Consider the following 22,663-nt stretch of genomic DNA (forward strand, 5'->3'; position numbering starts at 1 on the left):
CCTCATGCCTGGGCCGGCAAGGGAAACCGGGATCAAGGACGTCCCGATCGCTGAGCTCGATCGTGCATACCGGTGCCCTTTCGGGAAGTCTCGACGTGACGCGGAAGCGGCAACCCGGTCGCAAGGTCGTGGAAGCTGTGAACACTGATGGCTACGGGCACGGTGTGAAAACCGCGGCGCCAGCAGCTCAGGGGGTGGCCGGCTTCACCGTGTCCTCCGTCGAGGAGGCGCCGAAGCTTCGCGAAATCAAAAAAGAAAGCCGATTTTCCTCATACTCGATCAGCGCTGTATGCGGTGGTCGGCTGGATCGCTTTCCCCATCCTGGGATGCTTGTCCCTGCGCAGGATGAGTTTCCCGGCAGAGGGCTTCGTCTTGCGCAGGGGTGACCCCACGCTCCCTCCCCTGTGGTAACCGCCACCGTGCCGTTCCCGCCAGCTCCTCGGCAGCACACGCCGTAGCGTCAAGCTTTGTTGATCGCCCGTCAGTTCCGGCTGGCGGCCGATCTGCGTCGGCGGCCTGCGAGGGCTTGGGACAGCCGGTCCTTGCCGTGGGCGTCGAAGCGCCCTTGCCTGCGGGGCAGGACGCTCCCCGGGGCGGCCGGCGGGAGAAGGCATCGGCCGGCCCCAGGCCGTCCCGTTTCATTGACGGACTCATCGATTCCGATGGCACGCCGACACCACGCGGTAGCGCAGAACCGGACATGGTTTCGGCGGGGCTGTGAACAGTGCAGGAAGGAGTTTGGGATTTCCGGTCAGTCACTCTTGCAGTCAGGTTGATTCGATGTGGCGGCGGCAAAGTACCGAGAGGAAACCGCATGGAGTTTCGACAGTCAAACAAGCTCAATGGCGTCTGCTACGAAATTCGTGGGCCGGTAGTGGAGCACGCCGACGCATTGGAGGAGGCTGGCCACAGCGTTCTACGACTCAACACCGGTAATCCTGCACTCTTTGGTTTTGAGGCACCCGAGGAAGTGGTGCAGGACATGATTCGCACATTGCCACTCGCTCACGGGTACAGCGATTCTCGGGGCATCTTGTCTGCTCGCCGCGCGGTGGCGCAGCACTATCAGGAGCGCGGATTCCTGGACGTCGATGTGAATGACGTCTTCCTGGGAAATGGCGTCTCCGAACTGGTGTCGATGGCGGTTCAGGCCCTCCTGGACGACGGTGACGAGGTACTCATCCCGGCCCCTGACTTCCCGTTGTGGACGGCGGTGACCACTCTCGCCGGCGGCAATCCCGTTCACTATGCCTGCGACGAGTCCGCCGACTGGCTCCCGGACGTTGCCGACATTGCCGCGAGGATCACAGACCGAACGAAGGCGGTGGTGATCATCAACCCCAACAATCCCACGGGCGCCGTTTATCCGCAGGAGACCCTCGAAGGCATCCTCGAGCTTGCCCGCCGCCATCATCTGATGGTTTTCGCCGACGAGATCTACGACAAGATTCTCTATGACGATCTGACGCACACGAGCGCGGCACCGCTTGCGCCGGACGTGGTGTGTCTGACCTTCAGCGGTCTGTCCAAGGCGTACCGAGTCGCCGGATTCCGCTCCGGATGGCTCGTTGTTTCCGGACCTCGCGAGCATGCCAAAGGCTACCTCGAGGGTCTTATGACCCTTGCGTCGATGCGCCTGTGCCCCAATGTGCCTGGGCAACATGCCATCCAAGCCTCGCTCGGGGGCCGCCAGAGCATTCAGGACCTCGTCCTGCCTGGCGGTCGCCTCCATGAACAGCGCAACAGGGCCTGGGAGAAGCTCAATGACATTCCCGGTGTCTCCTGCGTCAAACCGAAGGGCGCTCTGTACGCTTTCCCGCGTCTCGACCCCAAGATGCACAAGATCCACGATGACGAGAAGTTTGTGCTCGACTTGTTGCTCAGTGAGAAGGTTCAGGTCGTGCAAGGCACCGGATTCAACCTGGGGCGACCCGACCATTTCCGCATCATCACGCTTCCCCATGCCGATGTCCTCGAAGATGCGATTAGCCGCATCGGCCGCTTCCTCGACGGATACCGGCAGTGAGGTATTTCGGCGTGGCCACCGATCGGGTGACAGGAACCGTGGCCGCAACGCACAAGGCTCCCGTGCCGTTGAGGGAGGTGTTCGAAGTCTCAACCCATCGGCGCAGGAGCCCTGTTGGTCCCTCATCCTGCCGCACTCGACCTGCCCCACGGGCTCATCGAGTGGGTCACGATGCTCATCGCCACCCGCGAGGGTGACCGCCGTTGCAAGCCCCCGCCGCACCAGCGTGCCCGGGCCGCTCTGGTGTACCTGCGCAAGCACGAGCCCCTCGCGGAGATCGCCGCCGGGTTCGGCATCTCGGTCGGCACCGCGCACGCCCACACCACCGCCGTCATCAATCTCCTGGCCGCCCGCGCGCCCGGTCTGCCGCGCGCTCTGCGCGAGGAGGACCCCGAGGCCGTCCTGCTCGACGGCACCCTGGCCGAGTGCGACCGCCTCGGCGAGGGCCGCGTCGGCTACTCGGCCAAGCACCGTCGGCATGGGGTGAACGTGCAGGTGGTCACGGACCCTCACGGCGAGGTGCTGTGGCTGTCGCCGGCTCTGCCGGGGCGCTGCCATGACCTGACCGCGGCCCGCGCCCATCGGATCGTCAGGATCTGCGAGTGCCGGGGGGTGCCGATCCTGGCCGATCGCGTTTACATCGGTGCCGGCGTGTGGGTGACCACCCCGGCCAGACGGCCTGCGGGAGGCGAGCTGTCGCTCACTCAACAGACCGTCAACCGGACGCTGTCGAGGGCGCGGGCCCCGGTCGGGAGTGGAGTCACCCGTCTGAAGTCCTGGCGGATCTTCCGCAGGGCGCGGTGCAGCCCGAATCGAATGACGTCAAGCGCAGCAGCGGTCCTCACTCTGGAGCGGCAGCGCTGAAAGACCTCATTGACCGTCCAGAGGCCGCGTCCGTTATGCCGGTTTTCACAGTCGAAGTCCTGTCCTGTCCGATTTACCCCGACGTCAAGGGCACCGCCACCGGATCGCCGCACTGCTGACCCTGGGTACTCTCGCGGCCCTCGACGGCTCCGTGACTCTGGTGTCCGCCGCGCGCGCTTCGTGGCCGGGGCCTTCGCCGGAGCTGAGGGTCCGCCCCGGCCCGGGAACGGCCGTCTCGCGGGCCCGCGCACCGGGTCGTCTGCCGGTCCGGATCGACGCCGATCTCCTGGACGAGGCTGTCGGCAAGTGGCTCGCCGATCAGCTCGAACCCGTTGACGAGCTGGGGGCCCTGGGCCTGGACGGCAAGTCCCTGTACGGCTCGCGCACCGCCACAGCTGCTGACCCGGACTGCCCACGCCTGGTTCTTCTCTTCGACGAGGAACCAGTGGAGAAGATCCGTGTTCCGAAGCTCGGGTCGGGCAGGCCCCGCGGGAAGCCCGACAGCGTCACGGCCGACAAGGTCTGTAGCGACGGCCCCTGCCGCGAGTACTTGTGACGTTCGGGGTGGGGGTGAGCGCCGAGGAGTGGCTGTGCTGCGTCCGGCAGGCTGAAACTGACCGCCCGAAACGGATCGCCGTGCCCGGCGCATATGCGGAACCGATGCCGATGCTGCCGGACCGCGCCCCCCTCACACCAGCGGTAACACCCGACGGTCCGCCGCAGCCCCGCCGGTTTCACCGGCCGGGGGCGACGACAGATCCGCGACCGCACCCGCGCAATTCAGCCAAAGGCACGTGTGGTGAGTTCAGTGGAGCCCAATCGGGAACCCGTATCTGCGCACGGGTCGGTCCCTCTTCGTGGTCCGGCAGCCACCCCACATACGTGTGAGCCTGGGAGTCGAGAATGGGAAATTCCGAGGACGCGTTACGGCAGAAGGCATCTTCCGGCAGAGTCGACCTGATCATCCGAATGAGCTCTGAAGCAAGGCGCAGAACGCGTTTCTGCCCAGACGGATCGTCGGGTTACGCTCAGCTTTCTTCGGAGAGTTTGCCTTCCTTTCCTTTTCGTGTGGCGGCACGCGGTGAGGATTGCCCGGCCAACTCTTGTGAATCCCCTCACTGTCTTCCCGGTGCGTCGGCGGATCGGTGAGCTGAAATGCCTGATGATATAGGAAAAACGCTCCTGCGTGGACCATCCACAGATGATGCGTCAAAGACACTTGTGACACAATGCCGACTTGCTCGGATTCTGGTCGGGCGAGGTACTGTCGCTCTTCGGCGTGCAGGTCACGAACCCGGCGCCTCCCCTGACTGCGGTGGCCGTCTTCGTCGCCAGTCCTCAGCGGGGCGGGCTGTGCGCCGGCCTGATCGGCGGCGCCCCGGGGCTCCGGGCCGGTCCCGTTCCGCTACCGACGGCCGACCGGCCCCGAACGTTCCCGGACGGGCCGTTGCGAAGTCTGCCTCGTGGCGACTCCCCACAGAGCCGCATGAACTTCCGCTGGCCGGGCTTCGGCCGACGGGGGAGGACCGTGCGTCGTTCGCCTCTAGCGAGGGGTCAGTGGTGCGTGCTCTGATCCCCCGGCGCCGGACGCGCCGGATATCGAGATGACATGCACATGAATACTCGGGCAGGTCTGCCCCCGCACGCCGACCGAGCGGTTCGTCACCGACCTCTTCGGCGAGGTGCTGTCCTTGCCCACGCTGGGCGCCGAGGGCGGCTTCTCCGGCGTCGGCGGCCACTCACCCCGAGCCATGCGCGCGGTGAGCCGGGCCAGTAAGAGGTTCGGTAACAAGCTCGGCGTCCGGGCGCTGTACGGCAACGTCACCGTGCGGGCGGTCGCGGCCGTGGTGAACGAGAAGGCAGGTCGAAGGAACGGCATGACGATGAAAGAGCTCCCCATACCCAGGGTTGACGCAGAACGGATCCTCCCGCTCGGCCCCGACACCATCACGACGCCGCCTTTCCGCGCCCATGCCGGTTCGGCATCCGCCTACTCCTCTCCCGAGCCGTCCCGGCTCCTCGGCGGCGGCCGGCCGCTCTGCGGAATCCGAGCTCCGGGCTTCGACGGCGACCGCAGACCGGTCGGCTCCATGACCGGACTGTCCGGCGGAGTACGCCGCGACCCTGCGAGAGGTGTACTCGAACGGAGGGTTTCAGCTGCTCGGCCGGTCACTCGGCGGACTCGTCGCCTTCGGCGCGGCACGGCGGCTCGCCGCGGCCGGGGCGCATGTCGGACAGGTCGTCATGCTGGACACCAGCGTGCCCTGCGTGATGCCGCCGCCCCCGGAGAACGAGATCATCCGCCCCTTCTCGCACGACCTCCCGGCCACCATGGGCACAGAGCCGATCGCCGGCCTGGGCGGTCTCCTGGTCGGTGCGGCCGGCCAGAGCGCGCCCAACGCGATTTCCCCGTCGCGATGACATCCGTGCCCACTCCTTTGAGTGCGGTGAGTGCGGTGGAAGTAGCCGGTGCCACCCTTCTTCGCGGGGAGCAGTTCAAACGAAGAATCAGCGCGACGAAATGGCCGGGTCGGGCGGAGCGAAATTGATGAGATTTGCCGCGTGCACCTCTTGCTAAATCTCGGACAGCACTCCTAACGTATACCGCATGACCCCGCGGAAGAATTATTCGACGGGGCGAAGCCGAAGAAGCCTCCGGCACATTCCTTTGCGCTGCCAAATCTGCATCTGAGGCACTTTTGTGGATCGGCGCCAATAAGCCGGCCCTGCGGATGGAAGAAGAGCTGCGAAAGTCCTCCTTCGTTCCCTCCGGACGTGTGTCGTGACGTATCTTCATCGATACCGCACTGCAGATATCGAGGCCTGCGTGAAAAGCAGCTTCCGTACACCCGACAAATTTCTCGATTGAGGAGTGGCGGCATGTCCTTAGCGGGCGGAAACTTCATGGGAACGTCGAAGATCGAACTGCTTGACTGCACATTGCGCGACGGCTCCTACGCCGTCGACTTCCAGCTGGACGAAACCTTCGTGACCAACCTCCTCGTCCGGTTGAACGAGACCCCGATCACCAGGGTGGAGGTCGGTCACGGACTCGGACTCGAGGCGGAGCAGACCGGGATCAAGGCTTGCAACATCGACCACCGCCGCTGGAGCGAGATCGCCGCCTCCACGCTGACGGCCAAGCCGTGGGGCATGTTCGCCCAGCCGGAGTTCACCCGGTTGGAGACCGTCGAGGAACTGTGCAAGAAGGGGATGTCGTTCGTCCGCGTCGGAATGGAGCCGGACAAGGTCCCCGACAACCTCGACTACCTGCGACGGGCCACCGAGGTATGCGGCCAGGTGTACCTGAACCTCATGAAGTCGAGCGCCACCCCCGTCGACCAGCTGGTCGATTTCCTCGAGGGAATCTCCCCGGCGGTCGAGGGCGTCTACGTCGTGGACTCCTACGGCGCCATGCTCCCGGAGGACGTGCACAGCTACGTGAGCGCGGTCAGGCAGCACTACCCGGTCGTCGGCTTCCACGGTCACGACAACCTCGGGATGGCCAACGTCAACAGCGTCACCGCCTTCCAGGCCGGCGCCACCGTCGTGGACGCGACGCTCAATGGCATCGGCCGGGGCTCGGGCAACGCCGCGATCGAATCACTGGCCGGCGTCATCAAGCTGGAGAGGGACGACCTGTTCGACTACCAGGAGCTGGCGAAGCTCGCCGAGTACTCCCGGATCAACATGGACGCCATCCACGAGGACCGCACCATGCAGGTTCTTGGCGCGGTGATCGGTATCCACTCCGGTTTCTTCCCGCTGGTGGAAGAGCTGGCCGCGGAGTACCAGGCCGACCCGGCGCGACTGATGGAGACGGCGGTCCAGATCGCCGACCACAGCCCGGGCAAGGCCGACTTCCGTACCGCGGCGAGCCGTATCAGCGCCTAGGCCGCGCCCCGGGGGGCCGTGTCCCTCTCCGACCGACCGTCGAACAGGAGAAGCACAATGAGACTGGCCAGGACCGCCTCAGCCGCGGGTGGGGACGAGATCGTCGTGAGCCACCGCGACAGGTGGCTGCCGCTGAGGAGCCTTCGCGGCTTCGAGGACGTCACGCGGATCGGTGACATCGCCGGCGCGCGGGAACTGCGTGAGCTGGGCGAGGCCGTCGAACGCCACGGGGACGGCGTCGATCCCGTGGGCCTGGACCTCAGGTCGGCCGCCACCGTCGCCGACCACGGTACGAACATCTGGGGCGCCGGCCTCAACTACCGGCGCCACTCCGACGACCTGGACGCCCAGCAGCCGGCCTCGGGTCCCGGTTCCTACCTGCGGCCGGCCAGCTGCCTGGTCGGCAACGGCGGCCACATCGAACTGCCCACCCAGTCCAAGCGGGTGACCGCGGAAGCCGAACTGGGCCTGGTCATCGGCACGGCATGCAAGAACGTCTCGCGTGAGGACTGGCGGTCCGTCGTGGCCGGCGTCACCGGCGTCCTCGACATGACCGCTGAGGACGCGATCCGGGAGAATCCCCGCTACATACCGTGGGCCAAGGGATTCGACACGTTCTGCAGCATCGGTCCGATCCTGGTGACCGTGGACGAACTCGGCGACGACCTCGGCTCCGTCCGGATCGCCACGGTCCTCAACAACGAGACGATCGCGGCGGCCACACCGGCCGACATGCGGTACGACCTGGGCTATCTCGTCGAGTACTTCACCGCGGGGCGCACGCTCGCACCCGGAACGGTGATCTGCACCGGTACACCGGGCGCCGCGGTGATCAACCCGGGCGACACGGTCCAGGCGGTCGTGGAGGGCGTGGGCACGCTCACTCATCCGGTCCGATAGCACTGTCGCGGAACACCACCACGAGTCTGAGGGTGATCATGTACGACCTGGAGGGCAAACGTGCGCTGGTGCTGTGCGGCACCCGGGGGATCGGCCTCGGCGTCGCGCGGTGCCTGGCGCGCCACGGCAGCTCGGTGACCATCTCCGGCACCGACGAGAGCCGGGCCGCCGAAGTGGCCGCAAGCCTGCCGGGGGGCGGAAACGCGTCGTTCGCCTGCGACTTCCGCGACCCGGCCGGCGTCGGCGAGAAGGTCGCCGCCACCGGGCCCTACGACATCATCCTCCTCAATTCCCCCGGAGCCGCCCCCGGCACGGTCGACGAGCTGTCCGCGACGCGGCTCCGGCAGGCGGTCGACCTGATGTTGCTGTCGCTCCACAGCGCCGTCGAAGCGGGACTGCCGTCGATGAAGCGGAAGGGCTGGGGGCGTCTCGTCGCCGTCACCTCCAGCTCGCTGTCGACGCCCATCGGCGGTCTGGCCGCGTCGTCCGTCGTGCGGTCGGCGCTGCAGTCCTACCTGAAACTCCTCGCGGACAGCACGGGCCGGTTCGGCATCACGGTCAACCACGTGATCCCCGGCAAGGTCGACACCGACCGGCTGCGGGCGGTCGACGCGGCCACCGCCGGGAGGCTCGGCACGGACGTCGATGCGGTGAGGGAGGCGGCGTTGGAGTCGATACCGCTGGGCCGCTATGGAACGCCCGACGACATCGGCGAACTGGTGGCGTTCCTCGCGAGCGACCGGGCGGCCTACATCACCGGCACCGGCATCCGCTCCGACGGCGGATACGACACATCGATCTGAACGACAGGGTGCGGCAGCCCCGCTCACCCCATGGCACGGCAACGGCACGTCACAGATGAGGAGGGCAAGGTGCACACCCGTCACATGTCCGTCGTCGACGGCATCGACCGCGCGGTACGGGAGTTCCCGGACGGCGACGCGTTACGGACCGCGGACCGGGCCGTCAGCTACCGGGAGTTCGGTGAGCTCACCGATGACTTCGCACGCCGACTGGCCGCGCGTACGGAACCCGGTGAGTTCGTCGGCATCGAGAGCTGCCGTGACATCGGCGCGGTCGTCGCCATGGTCGGGGCGCTGAAGGCGCGGCGCCCGTTCGTCGTCATCGACGAGCGGGACAGCGGGTCGTCGAACACCGACAAGGTCCGGCTGCTCGGTCTCCGTCTGCTGGCCACCACGTCCTCGCCCGACGGGCACGTGGATCTCACCGAGGTGCGGCCGCAGTGGCTGCCCGCCGACCGCGCGCCCGGCGACACGTGGCGGCCGCCGCGCGGACTGCCGTCCACCGACGGAGACCTCGGTTACGCGATCACCACCTCGGGCTCCACCGGGAAGCCCAAGTGCGTCCTGGTGCGCGCGGCCCCGCTCGCCCCGGTCATCCGCGACCACGTGGACCGGCTCTCGGTCGGCCCGGATTCCAGGACGCTCCAGTTCGCCCGCCTGACCTTCGACGGATGCCTCACCGAAATCCTCTGGACGCTGACCGCGGGTGCATGCCTGGTCGTTCTCGACGAGACCCACCTGGCACCGGGAGTGATCCTGCGGGACACCCTGGAGCGGTTCCGGATCACACACCTCAAGACGACGCCGTTCGCTCTGACGGCAACCGAGCCCACCGCCGCGATGAGCTTGGAGCACGTGGTCAACGGAGGTGGTCCGTGCCGGCTCTCGGTGATCCGGAAATGGTCGGCTGCGGCGAGCTTCCACAACGCCTACGGGCTCACCGAGACCACCGTCTGCAACCTCCTCAGCGACCCGCTCGACCCGGACGAGTGCCGGAAGTCGGTGCCACTGGGCACCCTGGTGGGTGACTGCGCCTACCACATCCGCCCCGTGGACGCGGTGGCGGGCGAGACCGCGGCCACCGACGGCGGGGTCGAGCGCGGTGAGCTGGTCATCACCGGCGACAGCGTGGCGCTCGGTTACCTCACCGAGCACGGCGTACAGTCCTTCCGGCAGACTGACGACGTCGGCGTCTACCACACTGGTGACATCGTCGAACACCGCGACGGCCGGCTGCACTTCGTCGAACGACTGGACCGGCAGGTCAAGGTCCGCGGTTACCGGCTGGACCCCGGCGAGATCGAGAACGCGGTGTGCCGGCTCGACACCGTCCGGGACGCGGTGGTGATGGCCGAGGCCCACGACGGCGCGGACGCCGGCGACTTGGACGTACTGGTCTGCTACTACCAGGGCGAGCCCGACCCCCGGACCGTACGCCGGCACCTGGAAGGCCTCCTGGACCCCTACAAGATCCCCTCGGTGCTCGACCACGTCGAGTCGTTCCCCTACACCCCCAACGGAAAGGTCGACCGCGAGGCTCTGCGGGCCGGCCGCCGCAGGCTCGCCGCCGAGGACGCCCCGCCCTCCTCGCCGGACCTGCGGTTGCTGCACCTCGTACGCACCCTGACCGGGGTCGACGACGTGCAGTGGGAAGACAACTTCTTCGAGGTGGGAGGCGACTCCGCGTCGGCGGTCGTCCTCGTCAACGAGATGCGGGGGCTCGGCTGGGTGGACGCCGGCATACGGGACGTGCTGCGGGCAGAGAACCTGCGGGTCCTCGTCGGCCAGCTGCAGGAACGGAGCGTGTAGCGCGATGTGCGGTCTGTGCGGAACCTTCGCGCCGGACGGGACCCTGGACCGGGCCGTCGCCGCGACCATGCACTCCCGGCTCACCCACCGGGGACCTGACGAGAGTTATTCGCTGAGCACACCCACGCTGTCGATGAAGCTCGGCCGTCTCGGCATGACCGCGCTGCGGGACGGGTGGCAGCCGGCCGAGGACTCCAGCGGCCGCTTCGTGGCCATGACCAACGGGGAAATATACAACTGGGCGGAGCTGCGCGCGCGTCTCGGGCAGCACGGGCCCGCGAACCGGCTCGACGTGGCGGTCGTCCCGGAGCTGTTCGCACGGTACGGGCCCGCCGGCCTCGAACTCGTCGACGGGCAGTTCGCGACCGCGATCTATGACCGGACCAGGGACACCCTGCACCTGGGACGCGACCGGTGGGGGATCTGCCCGATGTTCTACACGACCATCGGCACGCACGTGCACTTCTCCTCCGAGCTCAAACCACTGGTGACGTCCGTTCCGAACTCCTGGCGGCTGGACCTCGGGGCGGTCGACCAGTACCTGTCGCTCGGCAACGTCGTCGCGCCACGGACCCTGGTACGCGATGTCCACGCCGTCCCACCGGGGTGCGTGGTCCGGTTCGGCGACAGTGCCCCCCGGACCGTGCGCTACTGGCGCTACGGGCAGTACGAGGAGGTGGACCGGCCCGGGACGGCCGAGCACATACGCGACACGCTGCGGGGCGCGGTCCGCGACCGCCTGTGCGCCGACGTCGAGATCGGTGCCTACCTCAGTGGCGGGTTCGACTCCTCCACCCTCGTGATGGAGGCGACCCGTGTCCTGGAAAAGCCTCCGAAGACCTTCTCGGTGCTCTTCGAGGACGCCGCCCTGGACGAGGGGCGTTTCCAGCACGAGGTGTCGGAGGCGGTGGGCAGCGAACACCGGCAGATCCTCTGCAGCCCCACCGACATCGCCACCGGATTCGACGCCATGGTGCGCCACTGCTGCTACCCGCAGCGCGAGACGTACAACGTCGCGGCGCTCATGCTCTCGGACGAGGTGCGCCAAGCCGGGCTCAAGGGCGTGATCTCCGGCGAGGGCGCCGACGAGCTCTTCTTCGGCTACGACTCCTACGTCTTCGACGCCGCGCGCAGGAAGCCGCGTGAGAGCCGCAGTGAGAACGAACAGGCCTGGGGCAGAGCCGACTTCGACTGGGAGGTCGACTGGGACAGGCTGGCCCGCCGTCGACGCCTGTGCCTGACGCCCACGGCCCTGGACGCCCTGTCCGGCAACGAGTTCTGGCGGGAGAGGCTGATCCCCTTCACCGATCAGGAAGCCGCCGGGCTCACTCCGATGCAGCTGAGGTCGATCGCCGACGTGTACGTGCAACTGGGCGGTCACCTCCTCGGGGACCACGGCGACGCAATGCTCATGGCCAACTCCGTGGAGGGCCGCTACCCGTTCCTCGGCAACGACGTGGTGTCACTGGCGCTGCGCACCGGGGACGACGAGAAGGTCGCGGACTTCGAGGGCAAGGCGTCTTTGAAGGCGGCCTACGCGGACATCGTCCCGCAGTCGGTGCTGCGGCGCGCGAAGCAGGGATTCACGGCGTACGGCCTGGACGCGATGGCGGACGAGCGGAGGCTGTCGGACTGGAAGGGCCTCGTCGAGGCCAGCGGCGTCTTCCTGCCGGACTCCCTCGACGCGCTGGCCGCCGATCCCACACCGGACAAGTGGGACGTTCGCCTGAGTGTGATCAGTATCAGTACGGTGATCGACGAGTTGGGGCTGCAACCATGACGGACGCCTGGAACGACCTGATCCGCGCGGAGCGATGGCGCTCACAGGACACCGTGTGGGTGGAGAACGACTCCGAGTACAGCCGGGCGCAGGTCGGAGAACTGGCCGCCGCGGTCGAGCAGGCGGTCTCGGAGCACGGAACTGCCCGGGTGGTGAGGATCCGGTCCGGTACGAAACTGGGCAGCTTCGCCGCGCAGTTGGGCGTTTGGCGGGCAGGGTGCCTCGCCGTGACCGACGACGGTGACCTCGGACCCGGCGAACTCGGCCGCGTCCGGCCCGACCTCACCGTGACGGTCCGCGCCGGCTCACCCCCGGCGGTCGAGCGGGAGCAGTGGTCCTCCGGAGAACTGCCGGACGACCGCATTCCCGACGAGGTCGTCGCGGTCAGCTTCACCTCCGGCAGCACCGGCAGCCGCAAGGCTGTGGCGGTCACCCGCGGCAACCTGCTGGCACTGTTCGCCTGCCGCGGCCTGGACGTACCGGTGAACGGAGCACCGACCGCGGGCAGCTTCGCCACACCGGCCTACGACGGCTGGTGGTTCGACACCTGGCGGACGGTGGCGACGGGCGGGAAGGTCGTCTGCCTGCCGCACGTGAACGAGGACGTGTTCGCGTGGCCGGAACTCACCAAGCGGTACGGCATCGACCGAGTGCTCCTGCCGGCCGTCGTCGTCGCCACCCTCGTCGATGCCGTACCCGAGTGCGTCGCCGGCATCCCGTGGGTGTTCAGCGGCGGCGAGCAGTTCCGGGCGGCCACCTTCAGGCAGGCCCGGGACGCCGGTCTGGTCAACCGCTTCGTCAACCTGTACGGCCCGGCCGAGGCGACGTTCGCCACCCACCGGTACGACTTGCCCGAGGAGTTCACCGCCGCGGCGATACCGATCGGCACGCCGCTGGACGGATGCCGGCAGACCCTGGACGAGACGGAGGGCCGCTCCGACGACGCGCGCCACCTCGTGGTCACCGGCCCCCTCGTCTGCGCCGGCTACATCGACGACGGCGTCCTCGCCCACCGGTTCCCCGTCCAGGACGGATACGCGTCCTACCGGACCGGCGACATGGTGCACGTGGACGGCGACGGCAACCTCGTGTTCGCCGGCCGGCTCGACAGCGAGATCAAGGTGAACGGGGTGCGCGTCGACGCAGCGGCTCTGGAACACCGGGTGGCGGGCATGCCGGACGTCCTCGACTGCCGGGTGGCCCAGGACGAGCACAGCACGGTCGCCTTCGTGCGCACCGGCGCCGGAGCCTCGACGGATCCGGCCGCCCGGTCGCGGTTCGAATCGGTCGTCAGGACGTTCTCGCCCGCGATCAGGCTCCACCTGGTGAACACGTTCCCGACGAAAACCGGCGGGAAGATCGACTTCTCCTCCCTGATGGACCAACACCACATGACAGACAAGGTCGGAGAGAAATGACGGACATCTCACCAGACGCAGTCATCGAGTGCCTGCGGAAAGTCTTGAACCGCGACCTGACACAAGACAGCGACATCTTCGACGCCGGTGTCGACTCGTTGGCCGTGCTGCGGTGCCGGGCACTGCTGAAGGAACGGACTGGCGTCAAGGTGCCGGGGCACGTCTTCTTCGAGGGACGCACGCCCGCGCGTATCGCCGACCTGATGGGAGCCCGGCATGCTGGTGGTTGAGGACAGCCCTCTGTACTCGGCGGAGTTCTTCGCCGACGGCGACCCGTGGGCCTACCTGGCCGACCTCCGGGAGAACCATCCGGTGTCGGTCCACCGCAGGTCCGACGGCTACGAGTTCTACGCGCTGACGCGCTACGCCGATGTGTACGCGGCCTATGTCGACCACCACCGGCTGAGCTCGTCCTACGGGACGATGATCGACGGCTCCTACCGCCCGGAGAAGGACTCCGCCTCCGGCCGCATGCTCATCGTGGCCGACCATCCGGAGCACGCGGCCCTCCGCAAGCCGGTCAAGAGCAGCGGGTTCAGCCGGGAGATGCTGGGGAAGGCCGGCCGAACGGTGCGCCGGAACATCCGCGGGGCTCTCGGCCGGCTGTCGGTGGGAGACCGGGTCGACTTCAGCAAGGCCGTCGCGCCGGAGCTGCCGAAGGGGGTGCTCGAAGTCCTCTTCGGTATCGCCCCGCAGGACGCCGACGCCCTCCTGGAGGCGACACGGACGATGATCGGCTACCGCGACGAGGCCTACGTCGGCAGCTCCCCCCTCGACGCTCTCGTCGACGCGCAGCTGGAGGTTCTCGAGTTCATCGACGACCTGATCGGCCGGCGCATCAGCTCGGGGTCCTCCGACGACATGATCGGTTTCCTGGCCCAGCTCGTCGCGGCCGACCAGATGCCGCGCGACGTCGCGTTGCTGAACGGGCTGAACGTCGCGGTCGGCGGCAACGAGACCACTCCGCACACGGCGAGCCTGACCGTGGAGACCATCCACCAGGAGCGTGCCCAGTGGCAGAAGGTGGTGGCCGGTGACGTGCCCTTCGACGTGGCCACCCAGGAGTTCCTGCGATGGACCTCCACCAACAGCTACGTGCAGCGCCTCACGGTGGAGGAGTTCCCCGTCGGCGGCCACGTCATCCCGGCCAACAGCTTCGTCACGCTGTGGAACATGTCGGCGAACCGGGACTCCGCTGTCTTCGACCGTCCCGACGCGTTCGTGATCGACCGTCCCGACAACAAGCAGCTGGCCTTCGGCGCGGGCGTGCACCGCTGCATAGGCGCACCGGTGGCGTCACTCGAGATACAGACGTTCTTGGAGGAACTGGCTGCCTGGGACAAGGCGTTCGTGGTGGTGGACCGGCCTCAGCGGCTGCACTCCAACTTCATGCTCGGGCTGACCGAGTTGCAGGTCGAGGTGGTCGACGCCAAGGACGCCGGCGCATGAGGGGACCGGCCGGCGGCAGGGATCTGGTCGTCTCCTTCCCCGCGGCCGGCGCCGGCGGCACCACGCTGGAGCAAGTGGAGAAGGTCGCCGCCCGGCGCGGCGCGGCTTACCTCGCCCTGCCGAACCCGGCCACCGCGGACGCCCTGGCGTCGGGTCAGTGGCAGGCGCACTGCGCCGAGGAGCTGGGGCGTGCCTCGCACCAGGCGTCCGCCGGCCGCGCCATACTGATCGGACACTCCATGGGAGGGCTGTCCGCGGTCCGGGTGTACGACGGCCTCGCCGCGCGGCTCGCCCTGCCGACCGCACTGCTGATGATCAACACTCCGTGCCCGGACTCCTTAGGACGTATACCGACGATGTCACAGTTATCGGATGCCGAGATCGCCGCGATCCTGGCGCATGACGGATTTCCGCAGGACCTGCTCGACGACGAGGACATGCTGGTGGAGATCGCGGACGGCCTGCGGAAGGACGCGGCCGTCGCCGACCGCCTCGCCGAGTGGGTCAGCACCACCGGCCCCCTCGACGCCCTGCACGTGGTCTCCACCCGCGGAGACATGTTCATCCCCCTGGAGCGGTGTGCCGCCTGGCGTCACCGTGTGTCGGGGGAATTCCACCTGACGATCACGGACGGCGGGCACGCGATCGACGAGTCGCTGACCGGGGTCCTCGAACGCGCCGTCGACTCGGTCCTCGCCGGCGCGCAGGCGGGAGCGGTGTGAGCGTTCTGCAGAAGTCGCTGGGCAGTGTCGTGGGCACGTTCCTGGCACTGGCCACGATCCTGGGCAGCGGCATGATGATCCTGCCCGGCACCAGCTACCACCAACTGGGCACGTCCGCCTGGATACCGTGGGCCATCGCGGCTGTGTCGGTCATCCCGCTGCTGTACTGCTACGCGTGGCTCGGCCGGCGCCACCCCTCGGCGTCCGGGGTCGCCCACTACTCGGAGGTCGCCTTCACTCCGACGGCCGGGCGCGCCGCCGGACTGATGGCGACGCTCGCGCTGGTCACCGGCATCCCGGCAACCGCCATCACCGGCGGACGTTACGTCGCCGAGTTCTCCGGGGTGCCCGGCCTCGCCTGGGTATTCCCGATCGTCGTCCTCGCCGGTGCCACCGCCGTCGCGTGCGCGGGCACCAACGTCTCGGGCAAGCTCCAGGTGGCCCTGATACTGGGCCTGTTCGTCCTGGTCACCTGTACCGCGTTGGTCGCGCTGGGCAAGCACGGCGTGCAGCCGCCCAGTGCCGACCTCCCCGGGTTCGGCACGCTGGGTGTGGTGCTCACCGCCGTCTTCGTCGCGTTCACCGGCTGGGAGACGGTGGCCTTCACCTTCGAGGAGCACAAGCGCCCGGACGCCATCCCGCGCATCTTCGCGGCCTCCTACGTGATCGTGGTGGCCCTGTACGCGCTGCTGCTGCTGAGCCTGTTCGTGGCCGTCGACCCGGGCGACAAGGCGCTGGACTCCGCCCCCCTGCTCATCCTCGCAGAGCGGTCGCTCGGAGACCTGGGCCGTCCGGTCACGCTGTTCCTGGTCGTCGCCGCCATCACGGCGAACGTCTTCGCCTCGGTCCTGGCGCTGTCGCGCCTGGTGTTCGGCCTGGCGCGGAGCGGATACCTGCCCGCCCGGCTGACACGGATGCGCGAGCGGGACGGCAACCCGGTGACGTCCGTGCTCGCCGTCGGATCGGTCCTGACGGTGATCGCGGTCCTGGGGGGGACCGATCTCATCTCGTTCGAGGTCCTGTTCATTCTCTCCGGCGGTATCTACTTCGTCCTGTACGGAGTCGGCGCGGCCGCGTTCGCGAGGCTGGCCCGGGGCGGCGGGGCGCGTGTCGTCAGCGCGCTGTGCGCCGTCACGGTACTCTGCGTGACCCTCCTGGCAGGAACGCCCATGTGGCTGTGCTGGGCCCTGTACGCCGTCCTGCTGCTGGGCATCGCATGGCTCGGCCGCCGAGCGCGGGAGACCGGACGCGAGCGCGTGAAGACCTGAACGAGCGAAGACCTGAACGAGCAATGCCAGGAAGGCGCACATGTCATGGAGACAGTGATGAACGACGGCAACCGCTCCACCGTGTTCTTCCCCGGCGCCGGGTCCTTCGGCGGTGAGCTCCGGCCGCTGGCGGAGGCGCTGGGCCCCACGTCCTGGCTCGTCTGTTATCCGGGCCGTTTCGGACGGGACTTCGGAACTCCGGCCGCGTCGTTCGACGCGGTCGTCCGGTCGTGCGTCGAGCAGATCGCCGAACGGCCGGGTCCGCCCCCGGTGTTGTTCGGGCACAGCTACGGAGCCTACGTGGCCTACGCGACCGTGCCGGCCCTGCAGGAAGCCGGCATCGACGTCTCGGCGCTGGTGGTGGCCGGCGCCCCGGCGCCCGGCCTGCTGCGGGTGCCGCAGCAGGCCGCCCACTCGCCCTCGGCGGCGGCCGAGTACCTCGACCGCATCGACCCCGGAGTGCTGGCCGACGCCCCGTCGGAGGACTGGCGGAGCGTCGTGGCCGAGACGACGGCACACGACCTGCGCCTGCTCGGCCAGTTCACCCCCACCGAAGCCACCCGCGTCCGCTGCCCGGTCCTGGCCGTACGCGGCGACGCCGATCCGCTGACCTCGGACACCGCGGTCGCCGAGTGGAGCCGTTCGACGGAGGACGCCTTCTCGCAGCGGACGTTTCCCGGTGGGCACTCCGACTTCCTCCGCTCACCGGGGTGCGCGTCCTGGGTCCGCGGGATCCGGGACAGCCTCACTCACTGAACCAGCCGTCGAACAGCGCGAGCCGGGCATGCACTCGGCTTCCACGGTGGCCACAGCTCCGCCACGCACGTGCCTGCCCCTGCACCCCTGACCGGCAGCAGCCTCCCCGGCTCACAGGGGACTGAGGTGCACCTTGATGTGTTTGCCGCCCGCCACTTCGGTGACCTGAAGGTCGTGACACAGGGCCTGGACGATCTCCAGGCCGTGCTGACCGATCCGCCCCGCATCAGGGGCCCGGGGCGCCGGCAGGGCGGGCGAGGTGTCGGACACCGTGATCGCCAGCACCCCGGGCCGCAGCTCCAGCAGCAGTGACACCGTTCCAAGGGCGTACTTCACCGCGTTCGTCACCAGCTCCGAGACCACCAGCCGCGCCCGCTCCACCAGATCCTCGCTCACCGCGACGCCTTTGTCCCGGGCGCGGGTGAGGAAGGATGTGAGGAAGTCCCGGGCGGCGGCAACACTGGGGCTGCCTCCCTGGTACGCAGCTCCCGCCCGTATGACGTCGTGGTCCATCAGCACCCGTTCCCGTCTGCGGCCACAGTCCCGGCCGCGCGTCCCTCATGCCGCTAGGTCACCCAAGCGGGTCACCCCATCTTGGCCAACCACACCCGCGCAGGCACATAACAGTGCTGGACTTCCACCGCATGCCCCAAGATTCTCCCTTCACCCAGCAGACCTGGGAGGGCAAGCCCGGCCGGATCGCAGGACTGCGCGCGAAAGCCAGGCGCCGGGCCCCGGACCGGCAGCCCCGGACGGCCACCGTCACCGCCCGCGGATACGGCACGGTCAGGGACGGAGCACTCACCCTCACGAACAGGGTCAAGCCGGCCAAGGGAACCATCGGGGAACCGGGGAAGAACGTCGCCCGTCGGCAACCGGGTCAGGGCCATGACCGAAGGAGGCCGGTCCGCCTCCGCCAGGGACGGTGCGCCGATCACGCCAGTCCTCCAGCCCGCTGCGGCAGCCAGGAAGGAACGTGACGCCTGTGGAGCTGGCCGTGACTCTCAGGCCGCCGGCAGCGAAGAGGCTGTCGAAGGTCAGCAGTCCGGGCAGGAATGGTCCGAGTGGGTCAGCCGACCGGGGCGGGCGGTCATTCCCCGCGCCGGCATCGGGGGCGATGCCGTTGCATCCGGCGATGCTCATGACCGCTGTCCGGACCTCGGAAGAGGTGAGTTCACCGCTGAGCGCCAGGTACCTGAAGGGCTCGCCTTCAGCGACGGGCGAGAAGGCGAAACGGTCAGGAGCGCATACTTCCAGGACGGGCTGCAGCACGATCACCCGGCGGAGTGTCCCGCATCCCCTCCTGTGTTGCATCCGGCGATGCTCATGACCGCTGTCCGGACCTCGGAAGAGGTGAGTTCACCGCTGAGCGCCAGGTACCTGAAGGGCTCGCCTTCAGCGACGGGCGAGAAGGCGAAACGGTCAGGAGCGCATACTTCCAGGACGGGCTGCAGCACGATCACCCGGCGGAGTGTCCCGCATCCCCTCCTGTACCGCCTCCCGGTCAGGCCGGCACCCTCGCCTCTACCGCCCTCGAACAGCGAGGGAACCGGGCACGCTCGGGTACACCTCCCGGAGCACACCCAGGTGTACGCCGACACCCGTCATCCGCCACCCGCCGGGTGGTGTTGGTCTGTCCGGCAGGGGTGACCGGAAGTGCCGGGTTTATCCGCTGTGGTGGGGCAGGATGTGGGAATGAGTCGTGGTCCTCGAAGTGGTGCGGCGGGATGCCCGGACGGGGTGTGGCGTCAGGTCCTGTCCGTGCTGACCGGACCGGGCCCCGGTGGCGCTCAGCGGGAGGAGCTTCCTGCGCCGGGGGCGGCGGAGCCGGCCTGGGCCCGTACCGAAGAACGCCGGACGGCCGCCGGCGCAGATGTGCAGCGCATCGCGTTCGAGGAGTTCTCGCTCCTGCTCGACACCCGACAGGCCCGGCTGCTCTGCGGGAGCGCCGGGCGGCTTGACACGAGAAAAGGGAGTCTGCGTGACCACCTACGTCATCTCCATCCCGGGCACGTTCCTGCGCGAAGTCACCGGGGCCCAGCGGACTGCTGTCGTGCGGCAGCTGCGTCCGGCCGACCCCCAGCACACGGCACTGGGCCAGAGCGAGGACCTGGACATCCTCACCGTCAATGACAACGGCACGTTCAGCATCCGCCTGGAGGTGGAAGCCGACGACAGCCACAGTGCGGAGCAGCACGCCAAACAGGTGGCCGCCGCCGCCCTGCGCGAGGCCGGTATCACCGAGGACGATGCTCCGCTGGGCCCGACCGCGGTGACCGGCATCGACACCTAGCCTTCGCACCGGCCCTTGACAGCAGCATCCGGCCGGCAGGTGCCGCACGCGCGGTTCCCCGGCCCGGCCGGCAGTCCGCCGTTGGCCGCCGGCCGGGCTGCTCGGCGTCTCGGTGCGAGCGCCCGGACGGGCAGGCGGGGCGGTCCTGGGAAAGCCCGCCTGCTGTTCCGGAGTGCCCAGCCACCAGCTCCTGGCCGGTCCGGTGAGGACCAGCCTCACCGGACCGGAACCGGCTTGCCGCTACCGGACGTCGGCCGTCCCCGCGCAGGATCCTGACGAGTTCGCGTACGGGGGCATCGCCCGGTGCGCATCGTACGGATCCCCTGTGGAGACGGCCCTGTTCGCGCAGCCGCACCCGGGCGGCTCCCCTTCGGCCGTCCCCCTCCGGCCCACCGCCCTGTCCGCGTTGCACTGCGGCTGAACGACGACCGCGACGTAAGCCGGTCCCATGAACGGAGGAACGCTGATCGCTCAGTCCGTGACGGACGGGGCGTGTCCGACCGGGACCTCGGTGACCTGCAGGTCGGAGAGGAGGGCAGGGCCGGCCGGTGGGCGTCGGTCCCGATGAGCACGCCGTGGAAGCCGATTTCGCGTGGGCGTGGGCAGGCGACCGAAAGTGGGTCTGGCGCGGTGTGCGGCCCCCGGTCAGGGGTGGCGGCCCGCAAGGACGCAGAACTCGTTCCCCTCCGGGTCGGCGAGCGTGACCCAGCTCTCCTCGCCCGTCTGGCCGACGTCGGCGTGCCGAGCACCCAGGTCGAGCAGGCGACGGACCTCTTCGTCCTGCTCCCTGTCGGTTGCGTTGACGTCGATGTGGACCCTGTTCTTGACGGTCTTGCCCTCGGGCACGTACGCGAAGGTCAGCGTCGGCGGCACTGGGCCGAGGCGGTTCCTGCCTTCAGGCACCCCAGGGGAGCCAATGGTGACCATTCCGTCACCTTCCTCCTGCACCTGGTAGTCAAGGACCGAGCACCAGAACCGGGCGAGACCGCGGGGATCGGCACAGTCGATCGCGAGCTCGGTGAACTTGCTGGTCATGTCAGGACCTCCCGGTCAAGTAGCGGGTCCGCCGAAGGCCGCACGCTGACCGCAGTGTTCGGCGGCGAGGTGAGCCGCACGCGGTGTGCGTTCGTCGAGGGCCCGGTGGGGGCGCGGCGTCACCCCATGAATGCATGGATCCCAGTAGGGCTTGGTCAGGCTGGTTGCTGTCGTCCAGGAAGCGGTGAGCGGCGAATGGTCTGGGCCGCCGGCCGCTCCGGCCCGCAGCCGGAGAGCCGCATCCGGCCCGGAGGCGGACGGCATTGCTCCTCCGGGGTGCAAGGTGAAGCGGGTGTTGGCTGGATCAGGGGAAAGGGGAAATCGGTCATGGGCGGTGAACGTGCCGATCCGGCGGTTCTCCGTGCGGCCCGCGGCCCGCGGCCCGCGGCGCCGGAGTGCCGGCGCCGGCACTCCGGCCGAGGTGGTGACCTTCTCGGGAAAGCCCGTCTCGTCGGCGGTCGGGGCTGCGCCCGGCCGGCCCGGAAACCGAGCGACGTGTTCCTGCGGGCGTGCCGTCGCGGACCTCGCCGGGACCCCGGCGGTACGCCGCGAGCAGCCGTTGCGGCCCCCGCCGTCGGTAATGGTTCAGACCTGTATTCGGTTTGGCCTAGACCTTTGCGTGGTGCCGGGGGTATACACAGGTGAAGGCCAGACGCCGACCAGGAAGAACCCATGCACATGACGGAATGTCAGCGAACAGTAGCCCTCGGGACGTTGGGCTTCGGCACGAGCGTCGATGAGGAGACGTCGTTCCGCATCCTCGACCGTTTCACGGAACTCGGCGGAACCGTCCTCGACACCGCGAACAACTACGCGTTCTGGGTCGACGGCGCCACCGGTGACGAGAGCGAGACCGTGATCGGGCGGTGGCTGGCGGACCGGGGCACTCGCGACAACGTGGTGATCAGCACCAAGGCCGGAGGGCGGCCCACCGTCCCCGGCACTGGTTTGGAGACCGCAGAGGGCCTCTCGGAGAAGGCGGTCAGGGCGGCCGTCGACGACAGTCTGCGCCGCCTGGGCACCGACCGCATCGATGTGTACTGGACCCACATCGAGGACCGGTCCGTGCCGCTCGCCGAGACCGTGAACGCCCTCGCCGACCTCGTGGACGGCGGCAAGGCCGGCGAGTTGGGTGTGAGCAACCACGCCGTGTGGCGCATCGAGCGGGCCCGTGCGCTCGCCGGTGACCGGCCGCGCTACACCCACCTGCAGTACCGCTACTCGTATGTGCAGCCCCGCTCCGACATGGCGCTGCCCTCGTCGGCCCACGTCCATGTCACGAGCGAGCTGCTCGACTACGTACGGACCGAGCCCGACCTGCGGCTGTGGGCCTACAGCCCGCTGCTGTCGGGCGGCTACACGCGCAAGGACGTGGAGATCCCGGCGGCGTACGACCACCCGGGCACGCCGAAGCGGCTGGCGGCGCTGCGCGAGGTGGCCGACGAGCTCGGGGCGACCCTGAACCAGGTCGTGCTCGCCTGGCTGCTCGACCACAACCCGCTCGTGCTGCCCATCGTGGGAGTCAGCAAGGTCGCCCAGGTGGAGGAAGCCCGGCGGCTGTGCGGTGGCGGGCCGGTTCCCGGCACGAACTCCTCCGGGATGAGCAGTGACTTGTCGATCACGAAGTCCGCGCCGTCGGGGCTCAG

At 68.7% G+C, this 22,663-nt stretch carries 19 protein-coding genes and 2 pseudogenes; 19 read left to right on the top strand and 2 right to left on the bottom strand.

The annotated features are described in order from the left end of the window. Positions 1 to 62: 62 nt before the first annotated feature. From ACWDZ4_RS19880 to ACWDZ4_RS19960, 17 genes and pseudogenes are all read left to right on the top strand, one after another. Positions 63 to 386, top strand: a complete 324-nt coding sequence (locus tag ACWDZ4_RS19880) for an alanine racemase (RefSeq protein ID WP_451509699.1) — start codon at positions 63 to 65, stop codon at positions 384 to 386. Between the two features lie 428 nt (positions 387 to 814). Next, positions 815 to 2,026 carry a pyridoxal phosphate-dependent aminotransferase gene (locus tag ACWDZ4_RS19885; protein WP_451509700.1) on the top strand — a complete coding sequence of 404 codons (1,212 nt, stop codon included), beginning with the start codon at positions 815 to 817 and terminating at the stop codon, positions 2,024 to 2,026. 114 nt (positions 2,027 to 2,140) lie between these two features. Continuing rightward, entirely contained in the window at positions 2,141 to 2,890 is a 750-nt protein-coding gene (locus ACWDZ4_RS19890) for a transposase family protein (protein ID WP_451509701.1), read from the top strand. 160 nt (positions 2,891 to 3,050) lie between these two features. Next, a complete protein-coding gene (locus tag ACWDZ4_RS19895; protein WP_451509702.1) occupies positions 3,051 to 3,446 on the top strand; it encodes a hypothetical protein in 396 nt (131 codons plus the stop codon). A 1,063-nt stretch (positions 3,447 to 4,509) separates the two neighbouring features. Beyond that, a pseudogene (locus tag ACWDZ4_RS19900) lies at positions 4,510 to 4,725 on the top strand (phosphopantetheine-binding protein); the annotation flags it as partial. A gap of 283 nt (positions 4,726 to 5,008) precedes the next feature. Beyond that, positions 5,009 to 5,311, top strand: a pseudogene (locus ACWDZ4_RS19905) (thioesterase domain-containing protein); the annotation flags it as partial. Between the two features lie 459 nt (positions 5,312 to 5,770). Next, positions 5,771 to 6,784: a hypothetical protein gene (locus ACWDZ4_RS19910; protein WP_451509703.1), complete on the top strand. Its 1,014-nt coding sequence runs from the start codon at positions 5,771 to 5,773 to the stop codon at positions 6,782 to 6,784. Positions 6,785 to 6,841: 57 nt separating this feature from the next. Then, positions 6,842 to 7,684, top strand: coding sequence for a fumarylacetoacetate hydrolase family protein (locus tag ACWDZ4_RS19915; protein ID WP_451509704.1), 843 nt, complete (start codon positions 6,842 to 6,844; stop codon positions 7,682 to 7,684). A 38-nt stretch (positions 7,685 to 7,722) separates the two neighbouring features. Then, positions 7,723 to 8,487, top strand: coding sequence for an SDR family oxidoreductase (locus ACWDZ4_RS19920; RefSeq protein ID WP_451509723.1), 765 nt, complete (start codon positions 7,723 to 7,725; stop codon positions 8,485 to 8,487). A 69-nt stretch (positions 8,488 to 8,556) separates the two neighbouring features. Then, positions 8,557 to 10,296: a non-ribosomal peptide synthetase gene (locus tag ACWDZ4_RS19925; RefSeq protein WP_451509705.1), complete on the top strand. Its 1,740-nt coding sequence runs from the start codon at positions 8,557 to 8,559 to the stop codon at positions 10,294 to 10,296. 4 nt (positions 10,297 to 10,300) lie between these two features. After that, a complete protein-coding gene (gene asnB, locus ACWDZ4_RS19930) occupies positions 10,301 to 12,076 on the top strand; it encodes an asparagine synthase (glutamine-hydrolyzing) (RefSeq protein WP_451509706.1) in 1,776 nt (591 codons plus the stop codon). Then, positions 12,073 to 13,494, top strand: coding sequence for an AMP-binding protein (locus ACWDZ4_RS19935; protein ID WP_451509707.1), 1,422 nt, complete (start codon positions 12,073 to 12,075; stop codon positions 13,492 to 13,494). Before asnB ends, ACWDZ4_RS19935 begins: the two co-directional genes overlap by 4 nt. Beyond that, on the top strand, positions 13,491 to 13,724 hold the full coding sequence (locus ACWDZ4_RS19940) for an acyl carrier protein (RefSeq protein WP_451509708.1): 234 nt from the start codon (positions 13,491 to 13,493) through the stop codon (positions 13,722 to 13,724). The genes ACWDZ4_RS19935 and ACWDZ4_RS19940 overlap by 4 nt, the downstream gene beginning before the upstream one ends. Continuing rightward, positions 13,711 to 14,943: a cytochrome P450 gene (locus ACWDZ4_RS19945; protein WP_451509709.1), complete on the top strand. Its 1,233-nt coding sequence runs from the start codon at positions 13,711 to 13,713 to the stop codon at positions 14,941 to 14,943. Before ACWDZ4_RS19940 ends, ACWDZ4_RS19945 begins: the two co-directional genes overlap by 14 nt. Continuing rightward, a complete protein-coding gene (locus ACWDZ4_RS19950; RefSeq protein ID WP_451509710.1) occupies positions 14,940 to 15,665 on the top strand; it encodes a thioesterase II family protein in 726 nt (241 codons plus the stop codon). Before ACWDZ4_RS19945 ends, ACWDZ4_RS19950 begins: the two co-directional genes overlap by 4 nt. Then, positions 15,662 to 16,933 carry an APC family permease gene (locus ACWDZ4_RS19955; protein WP_451509711.1) on the top strand — a complete coding sequence of 424 codons (1,272 nt, stop codon included), beginning with the start codon at positions 15,662 to 15,664 and terminating at the stop codon, positions 16,931 to 16,933. Before ACWDZ4_RS19950 ends, ACWDZ4_RS19955 begins: the two co-directional genes overlap by 4 nt. A gap of 45 nt (positions 16,934 to 16,978) precedes the next feature. Beyond that, on the top strand, positions 16,979 to 17,689 hold the full coding sequence (locus tag ACWDZ4_RS19960; protein ID WP_451509712.1) for a thioesterase II family protein: 711 nt from the start codon (positions 16,979 to 16,981) through the stop codon (positions 17,687 to 17,689). Positions 17,690 to 17,800: 111 nt separating this feature from the next. Here the strand turns inward: ACWDZ4_RS19960 and ACWDZ4_RS19965 are convergent, their stop codons facing one another. Continuing rightward, on the bottom strand, positions 17,801 to 18,202 hold the full coding sequence (locus tag ACWDZ4_RS19965) for an ATP-binding protein (RefSeq protein ID WP_451509713.1): 402 nt from the start codon (positions 18,200 to 18,202) through the stop codon (positions 17,801 to 17,803). 1,468 nt (positions 18,203 to 19,670) lie between these two features. Between ACWDZ4_RS19965 and ACWDZ4_RS19970 the strand changes: the two genes are divergently transcribed. Beyond that, positions 19,671 to 19,982 (top strand): hypothetical protein, encoded by a 312-nt coding sequence (locus ACWDZ4_RS19970; protein WP_451509714.1) that lies wholly within the window; start codon positions 19,671 to 19,673, stop codon positions 19,980 to 19,982. A gap of 645 nt (positions 19,983 to 20,627) precedes the next feature. Here the strand turns inward: ACWDZ4_RS19970 and ACWDZ4_RS19975 are convergent. Then, positions 20,628 to 21,017, bottom strand: coding sequence for a VOC family protein (locus ACWDZ4_RS19975; RefSeq protein WP_451509715.1), 390 nt, complete (start codon positions 21,015 to 21,017; stop codon positions 20,628 to 20,630). 672 nt (positions 21,018 to 21,689) lie between these two features. Here ACWDZ4_RS19975 and ACWDZ4_RS19980 point away from each other — a divergent pair. Continuing rightward, positions 21,690 to 22,663, top strand: a 974-nt coding sequence (locus tag ACWDZ4_RS19980) for an aldo/keto reductase (protein ID WP_451509716.1), incomplete at its 3' end; no start/stop codon positions are given.

This window comes from Streptomyces sp. NPDC003016, from assembly GCF_053591455.1.

Coding starts and splice junctions, on each gene's coding strand:
- ACWDZ4_RS19885 (WP_451509700.1), top strand. CDS start 815: ATGGAGTTTCGACAGTCAAACAAGCTCAATGGCGTCTGCTACGAAATT.
- ACWDZ4_RS19950 (WP_451509710.1), top strand. CDS start 14,940: ATGAGGGGACCGGCCGGCGGCAGGGATCTGGTCGTCTCCTTCCCCGCG.
- ACWDZ4_RS19945 (WP_451509709.1), top strand. CDS start 13,711: ATGCTGGTGGTTGAGGACAGCCCTCTGTACTCGGCGGAGTTCTTCGCC.
- ACWDZ4_RS19920 (WP_451509723.1), top strand. CDS start 7,723: ATGTACGACCTGGAGGGCAAACGTGCGCTGGTGCTGTGCGGCACCCGG.
- ACWDZ4_RS19940 (WP_451509708.1), top strand. CDS start 13,491: ATGACGGACATCTCACCAGACGCAGTCATCGAGTGCCTGCGGAAAGTC.
- asnB (WP_451509706.1), top strand. CDS start 10,301: ATGTGCGGTCTGTGCGGAACCTTCGCGCCGGACGGGACCCTGGACCGG.
- ACWDZ4_RS19915 (WP_451509704.1), top strand. CDS start 6,842: ATGAGACTGGCCAGGACCGCCTCAGCCGCGGGTGGGGACGAGATCGTC.
- ACWDZ4_RS19935 (WP_451509707.1), top strand. CDS start 12,073: ATGACGGACGCCTGGAACGACCTGATCCGCGCGGAGCGATGGCGCTCA.
- ACWDZ4_RS19975 (WP_451509715.1), bottom strand. CDS start 21,017: ATGACCAGCAAGTTCACCGAGCTCGCGATCGACTGTGCCGATCCCCGC.
- ACWDZ4_RS19965 (WP_451509713.1), bottom strand. CDS start 18,202: ATGGACCACGACGTCATACGGGCGGGAGCTGCGTACCAGGGAGGCAGC.
- ACWDZ4_RS19910 (WP_451509703.1), top strand. CDS start 5,771: ATGTCCTTAGCGGGCGGAAACTTCATGGGAACGTCGAAGATCGAACTG.
- ACWDZ4_RS19960 (WP_451509712.1), top strand. CDS start 16,979: ATGGAGACAGTGATGAACGACGGCAACCGCTCCACCGTGTTCTTCCCC.